Source organism: Pseudomonas campi (assembly GCF_013200955.2).
Lineage (GTDB): Bacteria > Pseudomonadota > Gammaproteobacteria > Pseudomonadales > Pseudomonadaceae > Aquipseudomonas > Aquipseudomonas campi.
On the sequence record NZ_CP053697.2, the window covers coordinates 3390519 to 3408878 of the forward strand.

Consider the following 18360-nt stretch of genomic DNA (forward strand, 5'->3'; position numbering starts at 1 on the left):
TGGTCGCCAATGCTGACCAGCGGGATTGTTTCTAGAACTGACCAGTCATAAGGTCGGCGCTGGTGTTCGTGTTAACGATAGGAAGCGTTTGCGATGCACAGCCGCCTGACAGCAGCGCTGGGACACTGACAGCAGGCCATGAAAAACGCCCGCTGGCAGCCCGACGCGCTGCAACTGCAACATGTGCGACTGTTCCAGAATGTCGCCTCCAGCAGCCTCGACCAGCTGCTCAGGGAGTTTCGCGCCTGCGAATTGGAAGCAGGCGAAGTGCTGCTCTCGCCGTTCAACCGCAACCAGTACCTCTATCTGTTGCTCGAAGGCGAACTCAAGGTCTTCCTCGGCTCGCTCGACAATCAACCGGTGAGCACCCTGCAGCCCGGCGAGTGCGCCGGCGAAATCAGCTTCATCGACAACGACCATCCTTCCGCTTATGTCGTCGCCACCAGCGCGTCCCTGGTGCTGCGCCTGCATCACGAATCCCTGGTCAACCTGTTCAAGCAGTCGCCGCAACTGATGCAGAACTTGCTGGAATTGCTCTGCGACAGGGTGCGCCAGGGCAACCGGATCATTCTCGACAGCGAACAGAACGCCAACCTCGACACCCTCACCGGCTGCTTCAACCGGCGCTGGCTGGAGCATGTGTACACCCGCGAAAGCACCCGTTGCGCCTTCAATGGCCAGGCGCTGTGCATGCTCATGCTGGATGTCGACCACTTCAAGGCCTACAACGACCAGCATGGCCACCTCGCCGGCGATTACGCCCTGTGCCTGGTGGCCCACACCCTGCGCAACCAGTTGCGGCCGAAGGACAGCCTGGCGCGTTACGGCGGCGAAGAGTTCGTCATCCTGCTGCCGGAAATCGACGTGGAGGAAGCCCGCAGCATCGGCGAGCGCCTGCGCCAGAGCCTTGAGCAGGTGTCCTCGTTCTATTCGCCGGTCGGCATTCTGCCAGGCGTCACCGTATCCATCGGCATGGCGCCGATGAAGCCGCAGGACAGCCTGGAAAGCCTGATCTCACGTGCCGACAGCGCGCTGTATCAGGCCAAGCAGCAGGGCCGCAACTGCCTCTGCGGCTAAAAAGCGCGCTGGCAACGGCTGCGCCAGGCCGATGCGGCGGCGCGTGGTGCTCGCCGTCCTCATGAACAAATGTTCACTGCGGCGTCTGCGCTCCAGGCTTCTTGCCTCGACCCGGCTCGCTCGCTGCCATTCGCGCTTTTAACCCACGCCAAGCTTTTGTAGGAGCCAGCTTGCTGGCGATCAGCGGGACGCTGTCTGCGTATCGCCAGCAAGCTCTGATAGAGTTCAGCGCAGAACAATAACGCCCGGATGGCTCTCTACTATGCGCAAGCTCCCCTTCGCCCTGCTCGCTGTTGCCATGATTGGTGCTGGCGTGTTCTTCGGCCTGCCCAGCCTGCTCGATCGCAAAATGAACAGTGTCGCCACACCAGCGCCCTACCCGGCCAGCGAGTCGGCCAGCAAACTGCACCAGACCCTGTTCGTCGCCGACCTGCACGATGACGCCCTGCTCTGGCAGCGCGATCTGCTCGAACGCCACACTTATGGTCACTCCGACCTGCCGCGTCTGCTCGAAGGACGTGTCGGCCTGCAGGTGTTCTCCACCGTGACCAAGACCCCACGCGGCCTCAACTACCAAAGCAACGGCAGCGACAGCGACAACATCACCCTGCTGGCCATGGCCCAGCGCTGGCCGCGGGCAACCTGGAACAGCCTGCTGGAACGGGCGCTGTACCAGGGACAGAAACTGCAACAGGCGGCCACCGACAGCCAGGGGCGCCTGGTATTGATCCGCAGCCGTGGCGACCTGCAGGCCTTCCTCAAGACCTGGCAGCAGGACCCGCAGCACCTGGCCGCGATCCTCGCCACCGAGGGACTGCAGCCCATCGAAGGCAAGCTGGAAAATATCGATCGCCTGTACGACGCCGGCTTTCGCATCGCAGGCCTGACTCACTTCTTCGACAACGAAGTCGGCGGCTCGGCCCACGGCCTGGAGAAAGGCGGCCTGACCCCGCTTGGCCGGCAGGTCATCGCCCGCCTGGAGGAAAAACGCATGCTGGTCGATCTGGCCCACGCGTCCAAGGCGCTGATCGACGACGTGCTGAAGATCGCCACCCGCCCCGTGCTGGTGTCCCACACCGGGGTCGCGGGCACCTGCCCCGGCCCACGCAACCTGAGCGACCAACACCTGCAGCGCATCGCCGCCACCGGCGGGCTGATCGGTATCGGCTACTGGGATGCCGCCGTCTGTGAAACCTCGGTCGGCGCCATCGTCCGCGCCATTCGCTACAGCGCCGATAAGGTCGGCGTCGAGCATGTGGCCCTGGGCTCCGACTTCAACGGCACGGTGCACACGCCGTTCGATACCACCGGCCTGGCGCAGATCACCGAAGGCCTGCAACGCGCCGGTTTCAGCCAGACCGACATCGCCAAGGTCATGGGCGGCAACGTGCAGCGTCTGCTGCTCAGCACCCTGCCGGATTAACCCTGCACTTCTCCACGAGAAGCTGTTTACGATCTTCTGAATTAGAGCCAGGCAAGGCGCTACGTTAGTAACAGCCTCCGGCTGGTCAAAACGCCGAGGAAGCGCAGTTTACGAGCTGTAAATGAGCATTCCGAGGCCGTTTTTAACGCCGTATGGCCGCGAGTCAGGAGATCGTAAGCAGGTTCTGAGAAGTCCCGCGGCACTTCGCCACGGGGACTTCTTGCTTTACACTGGCAACCGTTCATTCCTTAACCAATACGAGATGGCCGTGCTCAAAGCACTCAAGAAAATTTTCAGCAAGGGCGAAGCCGAGCAGCCCGTGCGCAGCACCTCTCCCAGCTCATCTGCTTCATCCGTCGCCGCCCCTGGCGAAAATCGCCCGCACCAGCCTAAACACCACGCCGCCAGTACCGAGCAGGCCACCAGCGCCGCCGAAGCAGCGCCTAAGAAAGCGCGCGCCGACAAGCCGCGCCGCGAGCGCCCGGCCAAACCGGTGGACACCTGGAAGCTGGAAGACTTCGTGGTCGAGCCGCAGGAAGGCAAGACACGCTTCCACGACTTCAGGCTCTCTCCCGAGCTGATGCACGCAATCCACGACCTCGGCTTCCCCTACTGCACCCCGATCCAGGCCCAGGTCCTCGGTCACACCCTCAAGGGCAGGGATGCTATCGGCCGTGCGCAGACCGGTACTGGCAAGACCGCCGCTTTCCTGGTCTCGACCATTACCCAGTTGCTGCAGACGCCACCGCCGAAAGACCGCTACATGGGTGAGCCGCGTGCGCTGATCATCGCGCCGACCCGCGAGCTGGTGGTACAGATCGCCAAGGACGCCGCCGACCTGACCAAGTACACCGGCCTCAACGTCATGCAGTTCGTCGGTGGCATGGACTTCGACAAACAGCTCAAGCAGCTGGAGTCGCGCTTCTGCGACATCCTCGTAGCCACCCCCGGCCGCCTGCTGGACTTCAACCAGCGCGGCGAAGTGCACCTGGACATGGTTGAGGTGATGGTTCTCGACGAAGCCGACCGCATGCTCGACATGGGCTTCATCCCTCAGGTACGCCAGATCATCCGCCAGACCCCGATGAAGGGCGAACGCCAGACCCTGCTGTTCTCCGCCACCTTCACCGAAGACGTGATGAACCTGGCGCGCCAGTGGACGGTCGACCCGGCCATTGTCGAGATCGAGCCGGAGCAGGTCGCCAGCGACACCGTCGAGCAACACGTCTACGCGGTAGCCGGCAGCGACAAGTACAAGCTGCTGTACAACCTGATCGCGCAGAACGACTGGACCCGCGTGATGGTCTTCGCCAACCGCAAGGACGAAGTGCGTCGCATCGAGGAAAAACTCACCCGCGACGGCATCAGTGCCGCACAGATGTCCGGCGACGTGCCGCAGGTCAAGCGGATCAAGGTGCTCGAAGGCTTCCGCGAGGGCAAGATCCGCGTGCTGGTCGCCACCGACGTGGCCGGTCGCGGCATCCACGTCGAAGGCATCAGCCACGTGATCAACTTCACCCTGCCGGAAACCCCCGACGACTACGTGCACCGCATCGGCCGTACGGGCCGTGCCGGCACCAGCGGCAAGTCGATCAGCTTCGCCGGCGAGGACGATGCCTACGCCCTGCCACCGATCGAGGCGCTGATCGGGCGCAAGATCAACTGCGAGATGCCGCCGGACGAGCTGCTCAAGCCGGTGCCCCGCAAGCACTGATCGCGCAGCACGCAAAAGGCCGGCAAATTGCCGGCCTTTTGCTGTGTGGGGTTTTAGTTCTGTGACGCGAGGCAGGCGATCAGTCTAGAGCGAACCTTTGCCCACCAGATTCAGCACCGGAGCCACCACGCCCTGCGGCTTCTGCGCCAGGTAGCGGGTGCAACTGACGCGCAGGAACGAGGCGAAATTGACCACCTCACCGCGGTAGTCCATGACCTCGTCGTACAGCTTGCTGATCAACTGATTGGTGGTCATGCCATCGACCTCGGCGATTTCGCGCAGCAGCTCCCAGAACTGGTTTTCCAGACGCAGGGTGGTCACCACCCCGCGAATACGCAGGGAGCGCGAGCGCGACTCGTAGAGGATCGGGTCGGCTTTCACGTAGAGTTCGCACATCTTGCATCTCTCCCGAATCTGCTGCGCGTCGGCCAGACTGCGTTGAAGTGGGGCTCGGGCTGCTCATTTACAATCGTAAACTCCGCACCCTCGCCCCACTTCGCCTTGCCTGACTCTAGCTCGCTAGACTCTCACAACGAGGTTTAACCCAGCACCTTCAGAAGCGCCGCCAGCCAGGCCGGATGGGCGGGCCAGGCGGGCGCGGTGACCAGATTGCCATCGACGTGCACGCCGTCCATTGGCACTTCCACATACTCGCCGCCCGCCAGACGCACTTCCGGCGCGCAGGCCGGGTAAGCGCTGCAACCCCGCCCCTTGAGCACATCGGCGGCAGCCAGCAGCTGGGCGCCATGACATACGGCGGCAATCGGCTTGTTGGCGGCGTTGAAAGCCTGCACCAACGCGATCACCTGCGGATTCAGGCGCAGGTACTCGGGCGCGCGGCCACCGGGAATCACCAGGGCATGGTAATCCTCGGCGCGCACCTGGTCGAAGCTGAAATTGAGGGCAAAGTTATGCCCCGGTTTCTCGCTGTAGGTCTGGTCGCCCTCGAAGTCATGGATGGCGGTACGCACGCTGTCGCCGGCCTGCTTGCCAGGGCACACCGCATGCACGCTATGGCCGACCATCTGCAGGGCCTGGAACGGCACCATGGTTTCGTAGTCTTCGACGTAATCGCCGACCAGCATCAGGATGTTCTTGGCTGTCATGGCAGGGCCTCCGCTCCGGTTGAGTTGACCCTTGCAGTCTGTTCCCGAGCCAGCGATCGCGGGTAACAACCGGCTACTACAGACAGAAAAAACCCCGCACGCGGCGGGGTTCTCCTTGCAGCATTTGCCTTACAGCGGCTTGCCGCGGTTGCCGTGGGCAGCAACGAACTGCTGCACGGTCTTCAGGTCGTTGGCCAGCACAGTGCAACGCTCGTCGCGTTGGAACAGGTCAGCCAGATGTGGCGGCAGGGCCGGAGCCTGGCCGACTCCGGCCTTCTCCACCGCTTCCGGAAACTTGACCGGGTGTGCGGTGCCCAGGGTGACCATGGGAATGGCCATGCTGCGGCGGCATTCGCGCGCGGCACGTACGCCGATGGCGGTGTGCGGGTCGAGCAGCTCGCCACATTCGGCATACACCTGAGCGATGGTCTCGCAGGTCTCTTCGTCATTCACCGCCAGCGAGTCGAACAGCTTGCGCGCTTCGGTCCAGCGGTCTTCTTCGACACTGAAACCGCCGCCCTGCTTGAAGCTGTCCATCAGCCCGGCGATGGCAGCGCCGTTGCGCCCGTGCAGGTCGAACAGCAGGCGCTCGAAGTTGGACGAGACCATGATGTCCATCGACGGCGACAGGGTCGGGTGCAGATCGCCCTTCACATACTGATTGCCGCTCATGAAGCGGTGCAGGATGTCGTTGCGGTTGGTCGCGACGATCAGCTGGCTGATCGGCAGGCCCATGTTGCGCGCCAGGTAGCCGGCGAAGATGTCGCCGAAGTTGCCGGTCGGCACCGAGAACGCGATGGAGCGCGCCGGGCCGCCGAGCTGCAGGGCCGCGTGGAAGTAGTAGACGATCTGGGCCATGATCCGCGCCCAGTTGATCGAGTTGACTGCCACCAGACGGGTGCCCTTGAGGAAACCCTGGTCGGCGAAGCTGGCCTTGACCATCTCCTGGCAGTCGTCGAAGTTGCCTTCGATGGCGATGTTGTGGATGTTGTCGCCGAAGATGGTGGTCATCTGCCGGCGCTGCACCTCGGACACGCGGTTGTGCGGGTGCATGATGAAGATGTCGACGTTGTCGCAGGCCTTGCAGCCTTCGATCGCCGCCGAGCCGGTGTCGCCGGAAGTGGCGCCCATGATCACTACGCGCTCGTTGCGCTTGGCCAGCACGTAGTCAAGCAGACGGCCAAGCAACTGCAGGGCGAAGTCCTTGAACGCCAGGGTCGGCCCGTGGAACAGCTCCAGCACCCACTCGTTGCCGTTCAGCTGGCGCAGCGGCGCCACGGCGTTGTGGGCGAACACGCCGTAGGTGTCCTCGAGGATCTTCTTGAAGTCGGCATCCGGAATGCTGCCGGTGACGAACGGGCGCATCACGCGGAAGGCCAGCTCGTGGTACGGCAGGCCAGCCCAGGAGGCGATTTCTTCCTGGGTGAAGCGCGGCAGGCTTTCCGGCACGTAGAGGCCACCGTCACTGGCCAGGCCAGCCAGCAGCACGTCTTCGAAGTTGAGAACCGGGGCCTGGCCGCGGGTACTGATATAACGCATGTTCTTTCCCTCAGCCCAGTTGTTCGACGCGGATACGCACCACGCGACCGACCACGTCGCTCAGCGCTTCCAGCGCGGCGATGGCGTCGTTGACGCGGGACTCGACCACCCGGTGGGTGACCAGAATCATCGGTACCAGGCCGTCGTGCTCTTCGGCTTCTTTCTGCATGATCGATTCGATGTTGATGCCGCGCTCGGACAGGATGCTCGCCACCTGGGCCAGCACGCCCGGATGATCCTTGGCCTGGATGCGCAGGTAGTAGGCGCTCTCGCACTGCTCGATCGGCAGGATCGGGTGGTCGGACAGCGAGTCCGGCTGGAAGGCCAGGTGCGGCACGCGGTTGGTCGGGTCGGTGGTCAGCGCACGCACCACGTCGACCAGGTCAGCGACCACCGACGAAGCGGTCGGCTCCATGCCGGCACCGGCGCCGTAGAACAGGGTGCTGCCGGCGGCATCGCCATTGACCATCACCGCGTTCATCACGCCGTTGACGTTGGCGATCAGGCGGTCGGCCGGGATCAGCGTCGGGTGCACGCGCAGCTCGATGCCGGCCTCGGTACGACGCGCCACGCCGAGGTGCTTGATGCGGTAGCCGAGGGCTTCGGCATAGTTCACGTCAGCACTGGTCAGCTGGCTGATGCCCTCGGTGTAGGCCTTGTCGAACTGCAGCGGGATGCCGAAGGCGATGGAAGCGAGGATGGTCAGCTTGTGTGCGGCATCGATGCCTTCGACGTCGAAGGTCGGGTCGGCCTCGGCGTAACCCAAAGCCTGAGCTTCCTTGAGCACGTCGGCGAAGGCACGACCTTTCTCGCGCATCTCGGTGAGGATGAAGTTGCCGGTGCCGTTGATGATGCCGGCCAGCCAGTTGATGCGGTTGGCAGCCAGGCCTTCGCGGATCGCCTTGATCACCGGGATACCGCCGGCCACGGCCGCTTCGAAGGCGACGATGACGCCCTTCTCGCGGGCCTTGGCGAAGATCTCGTTGCCGTGCACGGCGATCAGCGCCTTGTTCGCGGTGACCACGTGCTTGCCGTTCTCGATGGCCTTGAGCACCAGCTCATGGGCCAGGGTGTAGCCACCGATCAGCTCGATGACCACATCGATCTCGGGGTTGTTGGCCACGTCGAAAATATCGGCAGTGATGGGGGTGTTGCCGGTTGCGCATTTCGGGTTGGGGCGACGTGCAGCAATCTGCGCGACTTCGATTCCGCGCCCGGCACGGCGGGCAATCTCCTCGGCGTTGCGTTTAAGCACATTGAAGGTGCCGCCACCGACGGTACCCAGCCCACAGATGCCTACTTTGACCGGTTTCACTCTGATTTCCCCATCTGCACTGCGTAAAACGGCCGGAGCAAGCCCCGGCCGCATAAAAGAGCCGCACATTACGAAGCGGCTCCCTATTAGTCAATCTACCAGCGACCCCGGATTACTTGGCCTCCAGGGCAATTTTCGCCAGCTGCGGCGCCGGTTGATAGCCCGGAATCAGCTGGCCGTTGGCCAGAACGATGGCCGGCGTGCCATTCACGCCAATGGACTGGCCCAGCGCGTACTGTTTCATGACTGGATTCTCACAGGTGCCCGGCGGCAGCTCCTGGCGAGCCTTGGCCTTGTTCATCGCATCCTGGCGATCCTTGGCGCACCAGACGCTGGCCAGGCCGTTGTAGCCATGAGAGCCCTGACCCTGGCGCGGGAACGCGAGGTAGCGCACCTCGACCCCCAGGCGATTGAGCTCCGGCACTTCGCTGTGCAGCTTCTGGCAGTAGCCGCAATCGGTATCGGTAAACACGGTGATATGGGTCTTCGGCTGCTTCGGTGCGAACACCACCATTTCGCTCAACGGAACTTCGTTGATCAGCTTGGCGATGCCTTTGCTTTCCGCTTTCTCGGTCAGGTTGACCGCATTGCCGTCCTTGAACTGATAGAGATTGCCCTGCAGGAGGAACTGGCCATCGCCGCTGGCATAGAGCAGGCGGCCACCCTTGAGCTGCACCTGAAACAGGCCGGTCATCGGGCTCTCGGCAATGGCCTCGATCGGCAGATCCGGTTGCAGCTTGCTGAGCGTGGCGCGGATGGCTTGGTCAGGATCGGCCGCTTGGGCAATGGCAGCAACAAGGCCGAGCGCGGTGCCGGCAATAAGGCGGAAAACGGGCATGGGTTACTCCTGTCAACAGAGCGGCCAGCCTACCACAGAAGCCCTGCAGCGCCGATCACAGACGCTGGGCGGACGCTGTGAGGCGATAAAGAGTCAGCCGCGCGGATGGTGCCGAGCGTGCAGTTCCTGCAGACGCGCCTTGGCGATATGGGTGTAGATCTGCGTGGTCGACAGGTCGCTGTGTCCCAGCAGCATCTGCACCACGCGCAGGTCGGCGCCGTGGTTGAGCAGATGGGTGGCGAAGGCATGGCGCAGGGTATGTGGCGACAGCGACTTGGCGATCCCGGCCACCCGAGCCTGGTGCTTGATGCGGTGCCAGAAGGTCTGCCGGGTCATCTGCTCGCCACGCAGGCTGGGAAACAGCACATCGCTCGGCTTGCCACCCAACAGGAAGGGCCGCGCCTCACGCACATAGCGCTCGATCCAGGCGATCGCCTCTTCGCCCATGGGCACCAAGCGCTCCTTGCTGCCCTTGCCGAAGACGCGCAGTACACCCTGACGCAGATTGACCTGCTCCAGGGTCAGCGAGATCAGTTCAGTCACCCGCAGACCGCAGGCATACAGGACTTCGAGCATGGCGCGATCACGCAGACCGAGCGGATCGTCCAGCTCCGGCGCCGCCAGGAGCGCCTCGACATCCGCTTCGGACAGGGATTTTGGCAGCGGCCGCCCAAGCTGTGGCAGATCGATCTGCAAGGTCGGATCCTCGCTGATCAAGCCCTCGCGCAGCAGGTAGCGGTAGAAGCCGCGCACACCGGAAAGAAAACGCGCGGTGGAGCGCGCCTTGTAGCCCTCGGCCAGGCGCCAGGCGAGATGATCGAGGATGATGTCGCGCCCCGCTCCCGGCAACTCCAGGCCACGCTCCTGCAGCCAGGCATGGAACAGGCCGAGGTCACTGCGGTAGGCATCGCGGGTATGCACCGACAGGCCTTTCTCCAGCCACAAGGCATCGAGAAAGCGATCCAGCAGAGGGTGATCGAGAACGGGCATGGGCAGGGTTACACCAGAAACAGAGTCGCTAGTCTTCCACAGCTAGCGCCGTGACGGCCAGCAACCAGAACGGCTGAACCCAGCCTCGGCCTCAGCCGTTTAAGGTTTGCGCCGCAGCATCGGCGACAAACCCCGGCAGCACCGGAATCGGCTTGTTGTCCTCGCCCACGGCGACAAAGCTGAACACACCACTGACCGCCTTCTCGCGCCCGTCGTGGTACATGCTCTCGACATAGATGTTCACCTCGACCTTGAGGCTGGTAGTGCCGACTTTGATCACCCGGCCAACCAGCTCGACGATGGAGCCGGCCGGTATCGCATGCTTGAAGTCGATGCGATCACTCGACACCGTCACCAGGGGCAGGCGGCAGAAGCGCGTCGCGGCGATGAAGGAGACCTCGTCCATCCAGGCCAGGGCGGTACCACCGAACAAGGTGTTGTGGTGGTTGGTGGTCGGCGGGAACACCGCCTTGGTCACGCGGCTTTCCGACAACTCGGTGCGCCGCAGAATCTCTTGCTCTCTCGGGGTCATGCCACTACTGCTCTCTGAAAGATGTGGCTGCCGCTGTGCTGCGCGGTGTTGTGCTGCTTATCACGCTGCCCGCTGGACAGATAGCGACTGCAGAACCTGCCGGTCGGCAGGCCCCAGAAACGAAAAAAGCAGCCCTAGGGCTGCTTTTTTCCTGCAAGGAAAACGTCCGATCAGGACAGTTTTTCCTTGATGCGTGCTGCCTTGCCGGACAGGTCGCGGAGGTAGTACAGCTTGGCTTTGCGCACGTCACCGCGACGCTTGACGGCCAGGCTGTCAACCAGCGGGCTGTAGGTCTGGAAGGTACGCTCAACGCCTACGCCGTTGGAGATCTTGCGAACAGTGAAAGCACTGTTCAGACCACGGTTGCGCTTGGCGATAACCACGCCTTCGAAAGCCTGCAGACGGGAACGGTCGCCTTCCTTCACTTTTACCTGAACGACAACGGTGTCGCCCGGGGCAAAGGTCGGGATCTCTTTGGTCATCTGCTCAGCTTCGATCTGCTGAATGATTTTGTTGGTCATGCTGTGCTCCTAAGACAAACCACGGTTTGTCATCGATACGTTAACTATCGTTCCGCTGGCGGATGTATTCCTCCAGCAGCTTTTTTTCTTCTCCAGAAAGCGAGCGGCTATCCAGAAGATCAGCGCGGCGTTCCCAAGTCCGACCAAGGGACTGCTGTAAACGCCAGCGCCGGATGTGTTCGTGGTTGCCACTAAGCAACACATCGGGAACACATTTACCCGCATACATCTCCGGGCGGGTGTAGTGCGGGCAGTCGAGCAGGCCGTCGCTAAACGAATCCTCCTCGGCCGAATCTGCATGGCCCAATGCACCGGGCAACAAGCGTGTCACTGCATCGATCAGGACCATCGCCGGCAGTTCACCGCCGGAGAGAACGTAGTCACCGATCGACCACTCTTCATCGACATGTTCTTCGATGAAGCGCTCGTCGATACCTTCGTAGCGACCGGCGATGAGGATCAACGCCTCCTCGCCAGCCAGCTCACGCACTGCCGGCTGATTAAGCTGGCGGCCTTGCGGCGACAGGTAGATCACCTTCGCCTGCGCTCCGGCAGATGCCTTGGCCGCAGCCAGGGCGCCTTCCAGAGGCTTGATCTTCATCACCATGCCGGGGCCGCCACCGAAGGGGCGATCATCCACGGTCTGGTGCCGGTCATCGGTGAAATCGCGCAGGTAGTGGCAGTTCAACTGCAACAGCCCCTGCTTCACCGCACGACTGGTAATGCCGTACTGACTGATGGCGGCAAACATCTCCGGGAAGATGCTGATGACTTCAACGCGCATGGCACTCGCTCGCACAAGAGCCTGTCAGCTCAGAAATCAGCATCCCAGTCGACCTGCATTTCGCCAGCGGCCAGATCGACCTTGAGCACACACTGCGCGGTATACGGCAGCAGGCGTTCGCGGTCATCCAGGCTGTCAGCGCAGGGCTTGACCACCATCACATCGTTGGCACCGGTCTCCAGCAGGTGGTCGATCTTGCCGAGCAGTTGCCCGAGCTGATCGATAACCTTGAGACCTTCGAGCTGGTACCAGTAGAACTCGTCTTCAGCCAGATCCGGCAGCAACGCACGGGGCACACAAATGTCGAAACCCGCGAAGGTACGTGCCACTTCGCGGTCATCGAGGCCCTTGAGCTTTGCCACCAGGATCTTGCCTTGCAAGCGTCCACTGAGCATCTCGACCTGCTTGACCTCTGCATCGCGCTTGAGCGTCCAATGCGGGTAATCGAGCAGGTTGTCGATCGGATCGGTGAAGGAATAAATCTTCACCTCGCCACGCACGCCGTGCACCGAAGTGATCTTGCCGAGGACGATCAGGTCCTCAGCGGTCGGCGTCGTGGTCATAGTACTCAGGCAGCGGCCTTGGCAGCGTCCTTGAGCAGCTGAGCAACACGCTCAGACGGCTGGGCGCCTTGGCTCAGCCAGTAAGTGACGCGCTCCTGATTAACAGAAAGCTTCACTTCACCACCGTTGGCGATCGGGTTGAAGAAACCCACGCGCTCAACGAAACGACCATCGCGCGCATTGCGGCTGTTGGTCACGGTCAGGTGGTAGAAGGGGCGCTTCTTGGAGCCGCCACGGGCAAGACGGATGGTTACCATGTGAACATCGTTCCTGTAGTCGGTGCTTGCAAAACAAAAGGCACACTTTGAGGGCCTAGGCCCGAAAGGCCGCATATTCTAAGGATTATGCGGCCGTTTGCAAATCTCTTTTTGGCTCCACCGGTCGGCGTCGCCCTGCAAGCCAGCCAGGGCGGCCATGTACGGCATTTGCGGGCATGCCACTCAGAGCTTGGGCATGCCGCCGCCGGGCATCATACCGCCCAGGCCGCGCATCATCTTGGCCATGCCGCCCTTGGCAGTGAACTTCTTCATCATCTTCTGCATCTGCTTGTGCTGCTTGATCAGCCGCCCAACATCCTGCACCTGAGTGCCGGAGCCGAGGGCGATGCGGCGCTTGCGCGAGCCACTGATGATGTCCGGATCGCGGCGCTCGGCCGGGGTCATGGAGCAGATGATCGCGTCCATCTGCTTGAACTGCTTCTCGGCCGCACCCTGGGCACCGCTCATTTGCGACAGATTGACGCCACCGATGGACGGCAGCTTGTCCATCAGGCCACCGAGACCGCCCATGTTCTTCATCTGCTGCAGCTGGTCGCGGAAGTCTTCGAGATCGAAGCCCTTGCCCTTCTTCAGCTTTTTGGTGAGTTTGTCGGCCTTCTCACGGTCGAGGGTCTGCTCGGCCTGCTCGATCAGGCTGAGCATGTCACCCATGCCGAGGATGCGCGAAGCGATGCGATCCGGATGGAACGGCTCGAGCGCGTCGCTCTTCTCGCCCATACCGATGAATTTGATCGGCTTGCCGGTGATGTGGCGCACGGAGAGTGCGGCACCGCCACGGGCATCACCATCGACCTTGGTCAGCACCACGCCGGTCAGCGGCAGCGCATCGCCGAAGGCCTTGGCGGTGTTGGCGGCATCCTGACCGGTCATGGCGTCGACCACGAACAGGGTCTCGGCCGGCTTGGTCGCCGCATGCACGGCCTGGATCTCGGCCATCATCTCGGCGTCGATGGCCAGACGGCCAGCGGTGTCGACGATGACCACGTCGATGAACTTGAGCTTGGCCTCGGCAATCGCCGCCTGGGCAATGGCCACCGGCTGCTGACCGCTATCGGACGGGAAGAAGGTCACGCCGATGTCGCTGGCCAGGGTTTCCAGCTGCTTGATCGCCGCCGGACGATAGACGTCGACCGATACCAGCATCACCGTCTTCTTCTTGCGCTCCTTGAGGAAGCGCGCCAGCTTGCCGGCGGTGGTGGTCTTACCGGCGCCCTGCAGGCCAGCCATCAGCACCACGGCGGGCGGGGTGACGGCGAGGCTGAGATCCTCGTTGGCCGCGCCCATCAGCTCTTCCAGCTCGGCACGGACGATCTTCACGAACGCCTGACCCGGCGTCAGGCTCTTCGACACCTCGGTGCCGACCGCGCGATCCTTGACCTTGTTGACGAAGTCCTTGACCACCGGCAGCGCAACATCGGCCTCGAGCAGGGCCATGCGCACTTCACGCAGGGTGTCCTTGATGTTGTCTTCGCTCAGCTTGGCCTTGCCGGTGACATGGCGCAGCGTCTGTGACAGGCGGTCAGTAAGGTTTTCGAACATGCGCTTTCCTTTCAGCGGGTCTTGCGGCAGGTCGCGGAGTATAACCAAGTGCCCGAGTCACCGACACCGCCAGCGGTCTTTCGTGAAATGCTTCTTATATGCCAAACTCACGACCTTTCGGGCCCTGCGTTACAAGGACTTATGCACCCTCTGCTGCCCAGCCTCGCTGCTGCCGCGCTGTATGCCGGCGCCACTGTTTATCAAGGCCTGCGCCTGGCCAGGCGCGAAACGCCGAACCGGCCCCTGCTCGCACTGCTGGTACTGGCCGCCCTGCTCTGCCATGGCAGCAGCCTGTTTTTGCAGCTGCACGCCACCGCTGGGCTGACCCTGGACTTCTTCAGCGCTGCCAGCCTGATCGCCTATGCGGTGATCCTCCTGACCCTGCTGGCCTGCCTGCGCATCCCCGTGGAAAACCTGCTGCTGGTACTCCTGCCCGTGGGCTGCCTGACCGTGCTGCTGGCGCAGTTCCTGCCCACCGGCACGCTGACCCCGATCAATGAAGGCCCCGGCATTCTCACCCACATCCTGCTGTCGATCCTGGCTTATGGCCTGCTGACCATGGCGGTGTTCCAGGCCCTGCTCCTGCTGCTGCAGGATCACCAGCTCAAGCACAAGCATCCGTCCGGGCTGATCAAGAACTTCCCGCCACTGCAGACCATGGAGAGCCTGCTGTTCGGCTTCCTCTGGGCCGGCTGGGGCCTGCTCTCGCTGTCACTGCTGTCCGGCTGGCTGTTCGTCGACAACCTGTTCGCCCAGCACCTGGCGCACAAGACCATCCTTTCCTGCTTCGCCTGGGTGGTCTTCGCCGTCCTGCTGTGGGGCCGTCACCAGCTGGGCTGGCGCGGCCACAAGGCCATCCGCTGGACCCTGGCCGGCTTCTGCCTGCTGATGCTGGCGTACTTCGGCAGCAAGCTGGTCCGCGAATTCATTCTGCATATCTGAGGCATTGGCTGTGGCCGAGCTGCACCCCGGTTTTCTGCTTGGCCTGCTGGCCTTCCTGATCATGTGTTCGGCGTTTTTCTCCAGCTCGGAGACGGGCATCATCAGCCTCAACCGCTATCGCCTGCGCCACAAAGCCCGTGAAGGGCATCGCGGCGCCAAGCGGGCCAGCGAGCTGCTGAGCCGCCCGGACCGACTGCTCGGCACCATTCTGATCGGCAACAACTTCGTCAATATTCTCGCCTCGGCCATCGCCACCGTGCTGGCCATGCAACTCTGGGGCGAGGCCGGCATCGCCATCGCCACGATTGCCCTGACCATCGTCCTGCTGATTTTCGGCGAAATCACCCCCAAGACCCTGGCTGCCCTGCGCCCAGAGGCTATTGCCTACCCGGCAAGCCTGCCCCTGATGATCCTGCTCAAACTGTTCTATCCGCTGGTGGTCGCCCTCAATGCCATCAGCAACGTGCTGCTCCGCCTGTTCGGCATCGACCCCAGCGCCCGCAGCAGCGACAGCCTGACCACCGAGGAACTGCGCAGCGTGGTCCGCGAATCCGGCCATGCCCTGCCCGAAAGCCGGCAGAACATGCTGCTCGGCGTACTCGACCTGGAAACGGTATCGGTCAACGACGTGATGATCCCGCGCAACGAGATCATCGGCATCGACCTGGAGCATGACCTCAGCGAAGTCGTCGATCTGCTGCAGAACACCCGCCACACGCGCCTGCCGGTGTACCGCCAGGACATCAACCAGGTCGAAGGCATGGTCCACATGCGCCACCTGGCGCGCCTGCTGACCCATGACCAGCTGACCTTCGAAACCATTCAGCAGGCTTGCCAGCCGGCCTACTTCGTGCCGGAAAACACCCCGCTGTCGACCCAGTTGCTGAACTTCCAGAAGGAAAAACGCCGCATGGGCCTGGTGGTCGATGAATATGGCGACGTGCTTGGCCTGATTACCCTGGAAGACGTGCTGGAAGAAATCGTCGGCGACCTCAGCGGCCGCGATCAGCAACAGCATGCCGACATCAGCCCCCAGGCCGACGGCAGCCAGATCATCGATGGCAGCGCCAACATCCGCGAACTGAACAAGCTGCTGGGCTGGCACCTGCCCAGCGAGGGGCCGAAAACCCTCAACGGCCTGATCACCGAAGCCCTGGAAAGCATCCCGGATTGCCCGGTGTGCCTGCGCATCGGTCCTTATCGCCTGGAAATCCTCGAATCCAGCGAAAACCGGGTCAAACGCGTGCGCCTGTGGCAGACCCAGCCGGGCCGGGCTCAGCGCTAAGCGCCAGCGCCAGCCCCTCACCCCAGACCCGGTAACCCAGCGCCGAAGGGTGATAGCCATCGCGCGCCAGGTAATCGGCGGCGAACTCCAGCGCCAGGCGCTGATACTCCACGCCCTCTTCCAGACAGACGCGGCGCAAATGCCGATCCATCAAGGACGCGCGCCAGCCCAGCAGCTTACGCAGCAGCCAGGGCAAGGCACTGAAATGCTCGATCGGCGGCACGCCGGTAAACACCACACGACAGCCACCCGCCGCCAGGCTGCGACTGAGCTGGCGCAGGGAATCGTCCCAGGCCTGCAGCGAACTCAGGTGGGTGGTGTCATTCACCCCGAACACCAGCACGGCCAGGTCCGCCGGCTCGGCCAAGGCCTGGGGCAACAGACGCTGACAGGCCTGCGTGGCGGTGATGCCATTCTCGCCACAGGCGCGCCAGGCCACCGGGCGCTGCAGGCGCACACTCAGCGCCTGAGCCAACTGGCCGGCCAGGGCCGCCTCCTGCAACTCGACACCGACGCCGGCCACCGTGGACTCGCCAAGCAGCAGCAAGCGCAGCGGGGGCGCGCCAGCAGCACCCACCAGGCCGCTCTGCGCGCCTGCAGCGGGCGGCAGGCGCAATGCCGTGCGCCGCGCCCACAGCGCTTGCGGCAGTACCACCGGCAACAGGGCCAGGGTCAGCCCCCACCAGCCCAGCGCACGCAGGCGCATCACAGCTCGACGCGCACCGCCTGGGCCGCGCGAGTCGCCTTGGCGCGGGCCGCGTCGATGCTTTCATCACGCGCCAGGGCTACCCCCATGCGCCGCTGGCCGCTGACTTCCGGCTTGCCGAACAGGCGCAGGGCGGTATCCGCCTCGGCCAGGGCCGCACCGAGGTTGGCGAAGCTGACCTGCTGCGACTCGCCCTCGACCAGGATCACCGCCGACGCCGACGGTCCCATCTGGCGAATGGCCGGAATCGGCAGGCCGAGAATGGCCCGCGCATGCAGGGCGAATTCGGACAGGTCCTGGGAAATCAGGGTGACCAGCCCGGTGTCGTGCGGGCGCGGGGAAATCTCGCAGAACCACACCTGATCGCCTTTGACGAACAGCTCCACGCCGAACAGGCCACGCCCGCCCAGCGATTCGGTGACCGCCAAAGCAATGCGTTCGGCTTCCGCCCGCGCCTTGGCACTCATAGGCTGCGGCTGCCAGGACTCCTGATAATCGCCCTTGACCTGACGATGCCCCACCGGCGCGCAGAAGGTGGTGCCGCCACTGTGGCGCACGGTGAGCAAGGCGATTTCGTAGTCGAAATCGATGAAGCCTTCGACTATCACCCGGCCCTTGCCGGCGCGCCCGCCAGCCTGGGCGTAATCCCAGGCCGCCTGCAGGTCGGCGGCGCTCTTCAGCACCGACTGGCCTTTGCCGGAAGAACTCATGATCGGCTTGATCAGGCAGGGGAAGCCCAGCTTCTCGGCTGCGACCCGGCACTCTTCCAGCGAGTCGGCAAAGAAATACGGCGAAGTCGGCAGCCCCAGTTCTTCGGCGGCCAGGCGGCGGATGCCTTCGCGGTTCATGGTCAGCTTGGCCGCGCGCGCACTGGGAATCACGGTAAAGCCTTCGGCCTCCAGCTCGACCAGGGTGTCGGTGGCGATGGCCTCGATCTCCGGCACGATGTAGTGCGGCTGTTCCAGCTCGATCACCGCGCGCAGGGCCGCACCGTCGAGCATGCTGATGACGTGGCTGCGATGCGCCACCTGCATGGCCGGGGCATTGGCATAACGGTCGACGGCAATCACTTCACAGCCCAGGCGCTGCAGCTCGATCACCACTTCCTTGCCCAGCTCGCCGGAGCCACACAGCAGAACACGGGTCGCGGTCGGCGACAGGGGGGTACCGATACGGGGCATGCAGGAGTCCTCGTCAGACAGGCAAAA

The 18360-nt window shown here is 63.3% G+C and carries 19 protein-coding genes; 5 read left to right on the top strand and 14 right to left on the bottom strand.

The window, feature by feature from the left end; all coding sequences use genetic code 11:
* Positions 1-138: 138 nt before the first annotated feature.
* The 3 genes from HNE05_RS15705 to rhlB all read left to right on the top strand — a co-directional run bounded on the left by HNE05_RS15705 (position 139) and on the right by rhlB (position 4214).
* Positions 139-1077: a GGDEF domain-containing protein gene (locus HNE05_RS15705; RefSeq protein WP_173209085.1), complete on the top strand. Its 939-nt coding sequence runs from the start codon at positions 139-141 to the stop codon at positions 1075-1077.
* Positions 1078-1339: 262 nt separating this feature from the next.
* A complete protein-coding gene (locus HNE05_RS15710) occupies positions 1340-2500 on the top strand; it encodes a dipeptidase (protein ID WP_173209086.1) in 1161 nt (386 codons plus the stop codon).
* Between the two features lie 268 nt (positions 2501-2768).
* Positions 2769-4214, top strand: a complete 1446-nt coding sequence (gene rhlB, locus HNE05_RS15715; protein WP_219637202.1) for an ATP-dependent RNA helicase RhlB — start codon at positions 2769-2771, stop codon at positions 4212-4214.
* 84 nt (positions 4215-4298) lie between these two features.
* Here the strand turns inward: rhlB and HNE05_RS15720 are convergent, their stop codons facing one another.
* The 12 genes from HNE05_RS15720 to ffh form a co-directional block, all read right to left on the bottom strand.
* The gene (locus HNE05_RS15720) at positions 4299-4610 is read right to left on the bottom strand and encodes a ribbon-helix-helix domain-containing protein (protein WP_173209088.1); all 312 of its coding nucleotides are present in this window, start codon (positions 4608-4610) and stop codon (positions 4299-4301) included.
* Positions 4611-4753: 143 nt separating this feature from the next.
* Entirely contained in the window at positions 4754-5320 is a 567-nt protein-coding gene (locus tag HNE05_RS15725; protein WP_173209089.1) for a DJ-1/PfpI family protein, read from the bottom strand.
* Positions 5321-5449: 129 nt separating this feature from the next.
* Positions 5450-6859 (bottom strand): threonine synthase, encoded by a 1410-nt coding sequence (thrC, locus tag HNE05_RS15730; RefSeq protein WP_173209090.1) that lies wholly within the window; start codon positions 6857-6859, stop codon positions 5450-5452.
* 10 nt (positions 6860-6869) lie between these two features.
* Positions 6870-8174, bottom strand: a complete 1305-nt coding sequence (locus HNE05_RS15735) for a homoserine dehydrogenase (RefSeq protein ID WP_173209092.1) — start codon at positions 8172-8174, stop codon at positions 6870-6872.
* Between the two features lie 112 nt (positions 8175-8286).
* Positions 8287-9012: a DsbC family protein gene (locus HNE05_RS15740; protein ID WP_173209094.1), complete on the bottom strand. Its 726-nt coding sequence runs from the start codon at positions 9010-9012 to the stop codon at positions 8287-8289.
* A gap of 93 nt (positions 9013-9105) precedes the next feature.
* Positions 9106-10002, bottom strand: a complete 897-nt coding sequence (gene xerD / locus HNE05_RS15745) for a site-specific tyrosine recombinase XerD (protein WP_173209096.1) — start codon at positions 10000-10002, stop codon at positions 9106-9108.
* A gap of 91 nt (positions 10003-10093) precedes the next feature.
* On the bottom strand, positions 10094-10534 hold the full coding sequence (locus HNE05_RS15750) for an acyl-CoA thioesterase (RefSeq protein WP_173209098.1): 441 nt from the start codon (positions 10532-10534) through the stop codon (positions 10094-10096).
* A 170-nt stretch (positions 10535-10704) separates the two neighbouring features.
* Positions 10705-11055, bottom strand: a complete 351-nt coding sequence (rplS, locus tag HNE05_RS15755; RefSeq protein WP_173209100.1) for a 50S ribosomal protein L19 — start codon at positions 11053-11055, stop codon at positions 10705-10707.
* 40 nt (positions 11056-11095) lie between these two features.
* On the bottom strand, positions 11096-11839 hold the full coding sequence (gene trmD, locus HNE05_RS15760) for a tRNA (guanosine(37)-N1)-methyltransferase TrmD (protein WP_173209102.1): 744 nt from the start codon (positions 11837-11839) through the stop codon (positions 11096-11098).
* A gap of 29 nt (positions 11840-11868) precedes the next feature.
* The gene (rimM, locus tag HNE05_RS15765) at positions 11869-12402 is read right to left on the bottom strand and encodes a ribosome maturation factor RimM (protein WP_173209105.1); all 534 of its coding nucleotides are present in this window, start codon (positions 12400-12402) and stop codon (positions 11869-11871) included.
* A 5-nt stretch (positions 12403-12407) separates the two neighbouring features.
* Positions 12408-12659: a 30S ribosomal protein S16 gene (rpsP, locus tag HNE05_RS15770; protein WP_173209107.1), complete on the bottom strand. Its 252-nt coding sequence runs from the start codon at positions 12657-12659 to the stop codon at positions 12408-12410.
* Positions 12660-12842: 183 nt separating this feature from the next.
* Entirely contained in the window at positions 12843-14219 is a 1377-nt protein-coding gene (ffh, locus tag HNE05_RS15775; protein WP_173209109.1) for a signal recognition particle protein, read from the bottom strand.
* A gap of 141 nt (positions 14220-14360) precedes the next feature.
* On the opposite strand from ffh, the gene HNE05_RS15780 reads away from it, so the two are divergent.
* Complete coding sequence (locus HNE05_RS15780) at positions 14361-15161, top strand: cytochrome C assembly family protein (RefSeq protein WP_173209111.1); 801 nt, start codon at positions 14361-14363, stop codon at positions 15159-15161.
* 10 nt (positions 15162-15171) lie between these two features.
* Complete coding sequence (locus tag HNE05_RS15785) at positions 15172-16446, top strand: HlyC/CorC family transporter (protein WP_173209113.1); 1275 nt, start codon at positions 15172-15174, stop codon at positions 16444-16446.
* Here the strand turns inward: HNE05_RS15785 and HNE05_RS15790 are convergent.
* Both HNE05_RS15790 and purT read right to left on the bottom strand, forming a co-directional pair.
* Positions 16397-17152 carry an SGNH/GDSL hydrolase family protein gene (locus HNE05_RS15790; protein ID WP_173209115.1) on the bottom strand — a complete coding sequence of 252 codons (756 nt, stop codon included), beginning with the start codon at positions 17150-17152 and terminating at the stop codon, positions 16397-16399. The genes HNE05_RS15785 and HNE05_RS15790 overlap by 50 nt on opposite strands.
* Positions 17152-18333, bottom strand: coding sequence for a formate-dependent phosphoribosylglycinamide formyltransferase (gene purT, locus HNE05_RS15795; protein WP_173209117.1), 1182 nt, complete (start codon positions 18331-18333; stop codon positions 17152-17154). The genes HNE05_RS15790 and purT overlap by 1 nt, the downstream gene beginning before the upstream one ends.
* Positions 18334-18360 lie beyond the last annotated feature (27 nt).

What these genes read in the sequence shown, in the direction of transcription:
- HNE05_RS15705 (WP_173209085.1), top strand. Translation starts at nt 139, where the DNA reads ATGAAAAACGCCCGCTGGCAGCCCGACGCGCTGCAACTGCAACATGTG.
- HNE05_RS15710 (WP_173209086.1), top strand. Translation starts at nt 1,340, where the DNA reads ATGCGCAAGCTCCCCTTCGCCCTGCTCGCTGTTGCCATGATTGGTGCT.
- HNE05_RS15720 (WP_173209088.1), bottom strand. Translation starts at nt 4,610, where the DNA reads ATGTGCGAACTCTACGTGAAAGCCGACCCGATCCTCTACGAGTCGCGC.
- HNE05_RS15725 (WP_173209089.1), bottom strand. Translation starts at nt 5,320, where the DNA reads ATGACAGCCAAGAACATCCTGATGCTGGTCGGCGATTACGTCGAAGAC.
- thrC (WP_173209090.1), bottom strand. Translation starts at nt 6,859, where the DNA reads ATGCGTTATATCAGTACCCGCGGCCAGGCCCCGGTTCTCAACTTCGAA.
- HNE05_RS15740 (WP_173209094.1), bottom strand. Translation starts at nt 9,012, where the DNA reads ATGCCCGTTTTCCGCCTTATTGCCGGCACCGCGCTCGGCCTTGTTGCT.
- xerD (WP_173209096.1), bottom strand. Translation starts at nt 10,002, where the DNA reads ATGCCCGTTCTCGATCACCCTCTGCTGGATCGCTTTCTCGATGCCTTG.
- HNE05_RS15750 (WP_173209098.1), bottom strand. Translation starts at nt 10,534, where the DNA reads ATGACCCCGAGAGAGCAAGAGATTCTGCGGCGCACCGAGTTGTCGGAA.
- rplS (WP_173209100.1), bottom strand. Translation starts at nt 11,055, where the DNA reads ATGACCAACAAAATCATTCAGCAGATCGAAGCTGAGCAGATGACCAAA.
- trmD (WP_173209102.1), bottom strand. Translation starts at nt 11,839, where the DNA reads ATGCGCGTTGAAGTCATCAGCATCTTCCCGGAGATGTTTGCCGCCATC.
- rimM (WP_173209105.1), bottom strand. Translation starts at nt 12,402, where the DNA reads ATGACCACGACGCCGACCGCTGAGGACCTGATCGTCCTCGGCAAGATC.
- rpsP (WP_173209107.1), bottom strand. Translation starts at nt 12,659, where the DNA reads ATGGTAACCATCCGTCTTGCCCGTGGCGGCTCCAAGAAGCGCCCCTTC.
- ffh (WP_173209109.1), bottom strand. Translation starts at nt 14,219, where the DNA reads ATGTTCGAAAACCTTACTGACCGCCTGTCACAGACGCTGCGCCATGTC.
- HNE05_RS15780 (WP_173209111.1), top strand. Translation starts at nt 14,361, where the DNA reads ATGCACCCTCTGCTGCCCAGCCTCGCTGCTGCCGCGCTGTATGCCGGC.
- HNE05_RS15790 (WP_173209115.1), bottom strand. Translation starts at nt 17,152, where the DNA reads ATGCGCCTGCGTGCGCTGGGCTGGTGGGGGCTGACCCTGGCCCTGTTG.
- purT (WP_173209117.1), bottom strand. Translation starts at nt 18,333, where the DNA reads ATGCCCCGTATCGGTACCCCCCTGTCGCCGACCGCGACCCGTGTTCTG.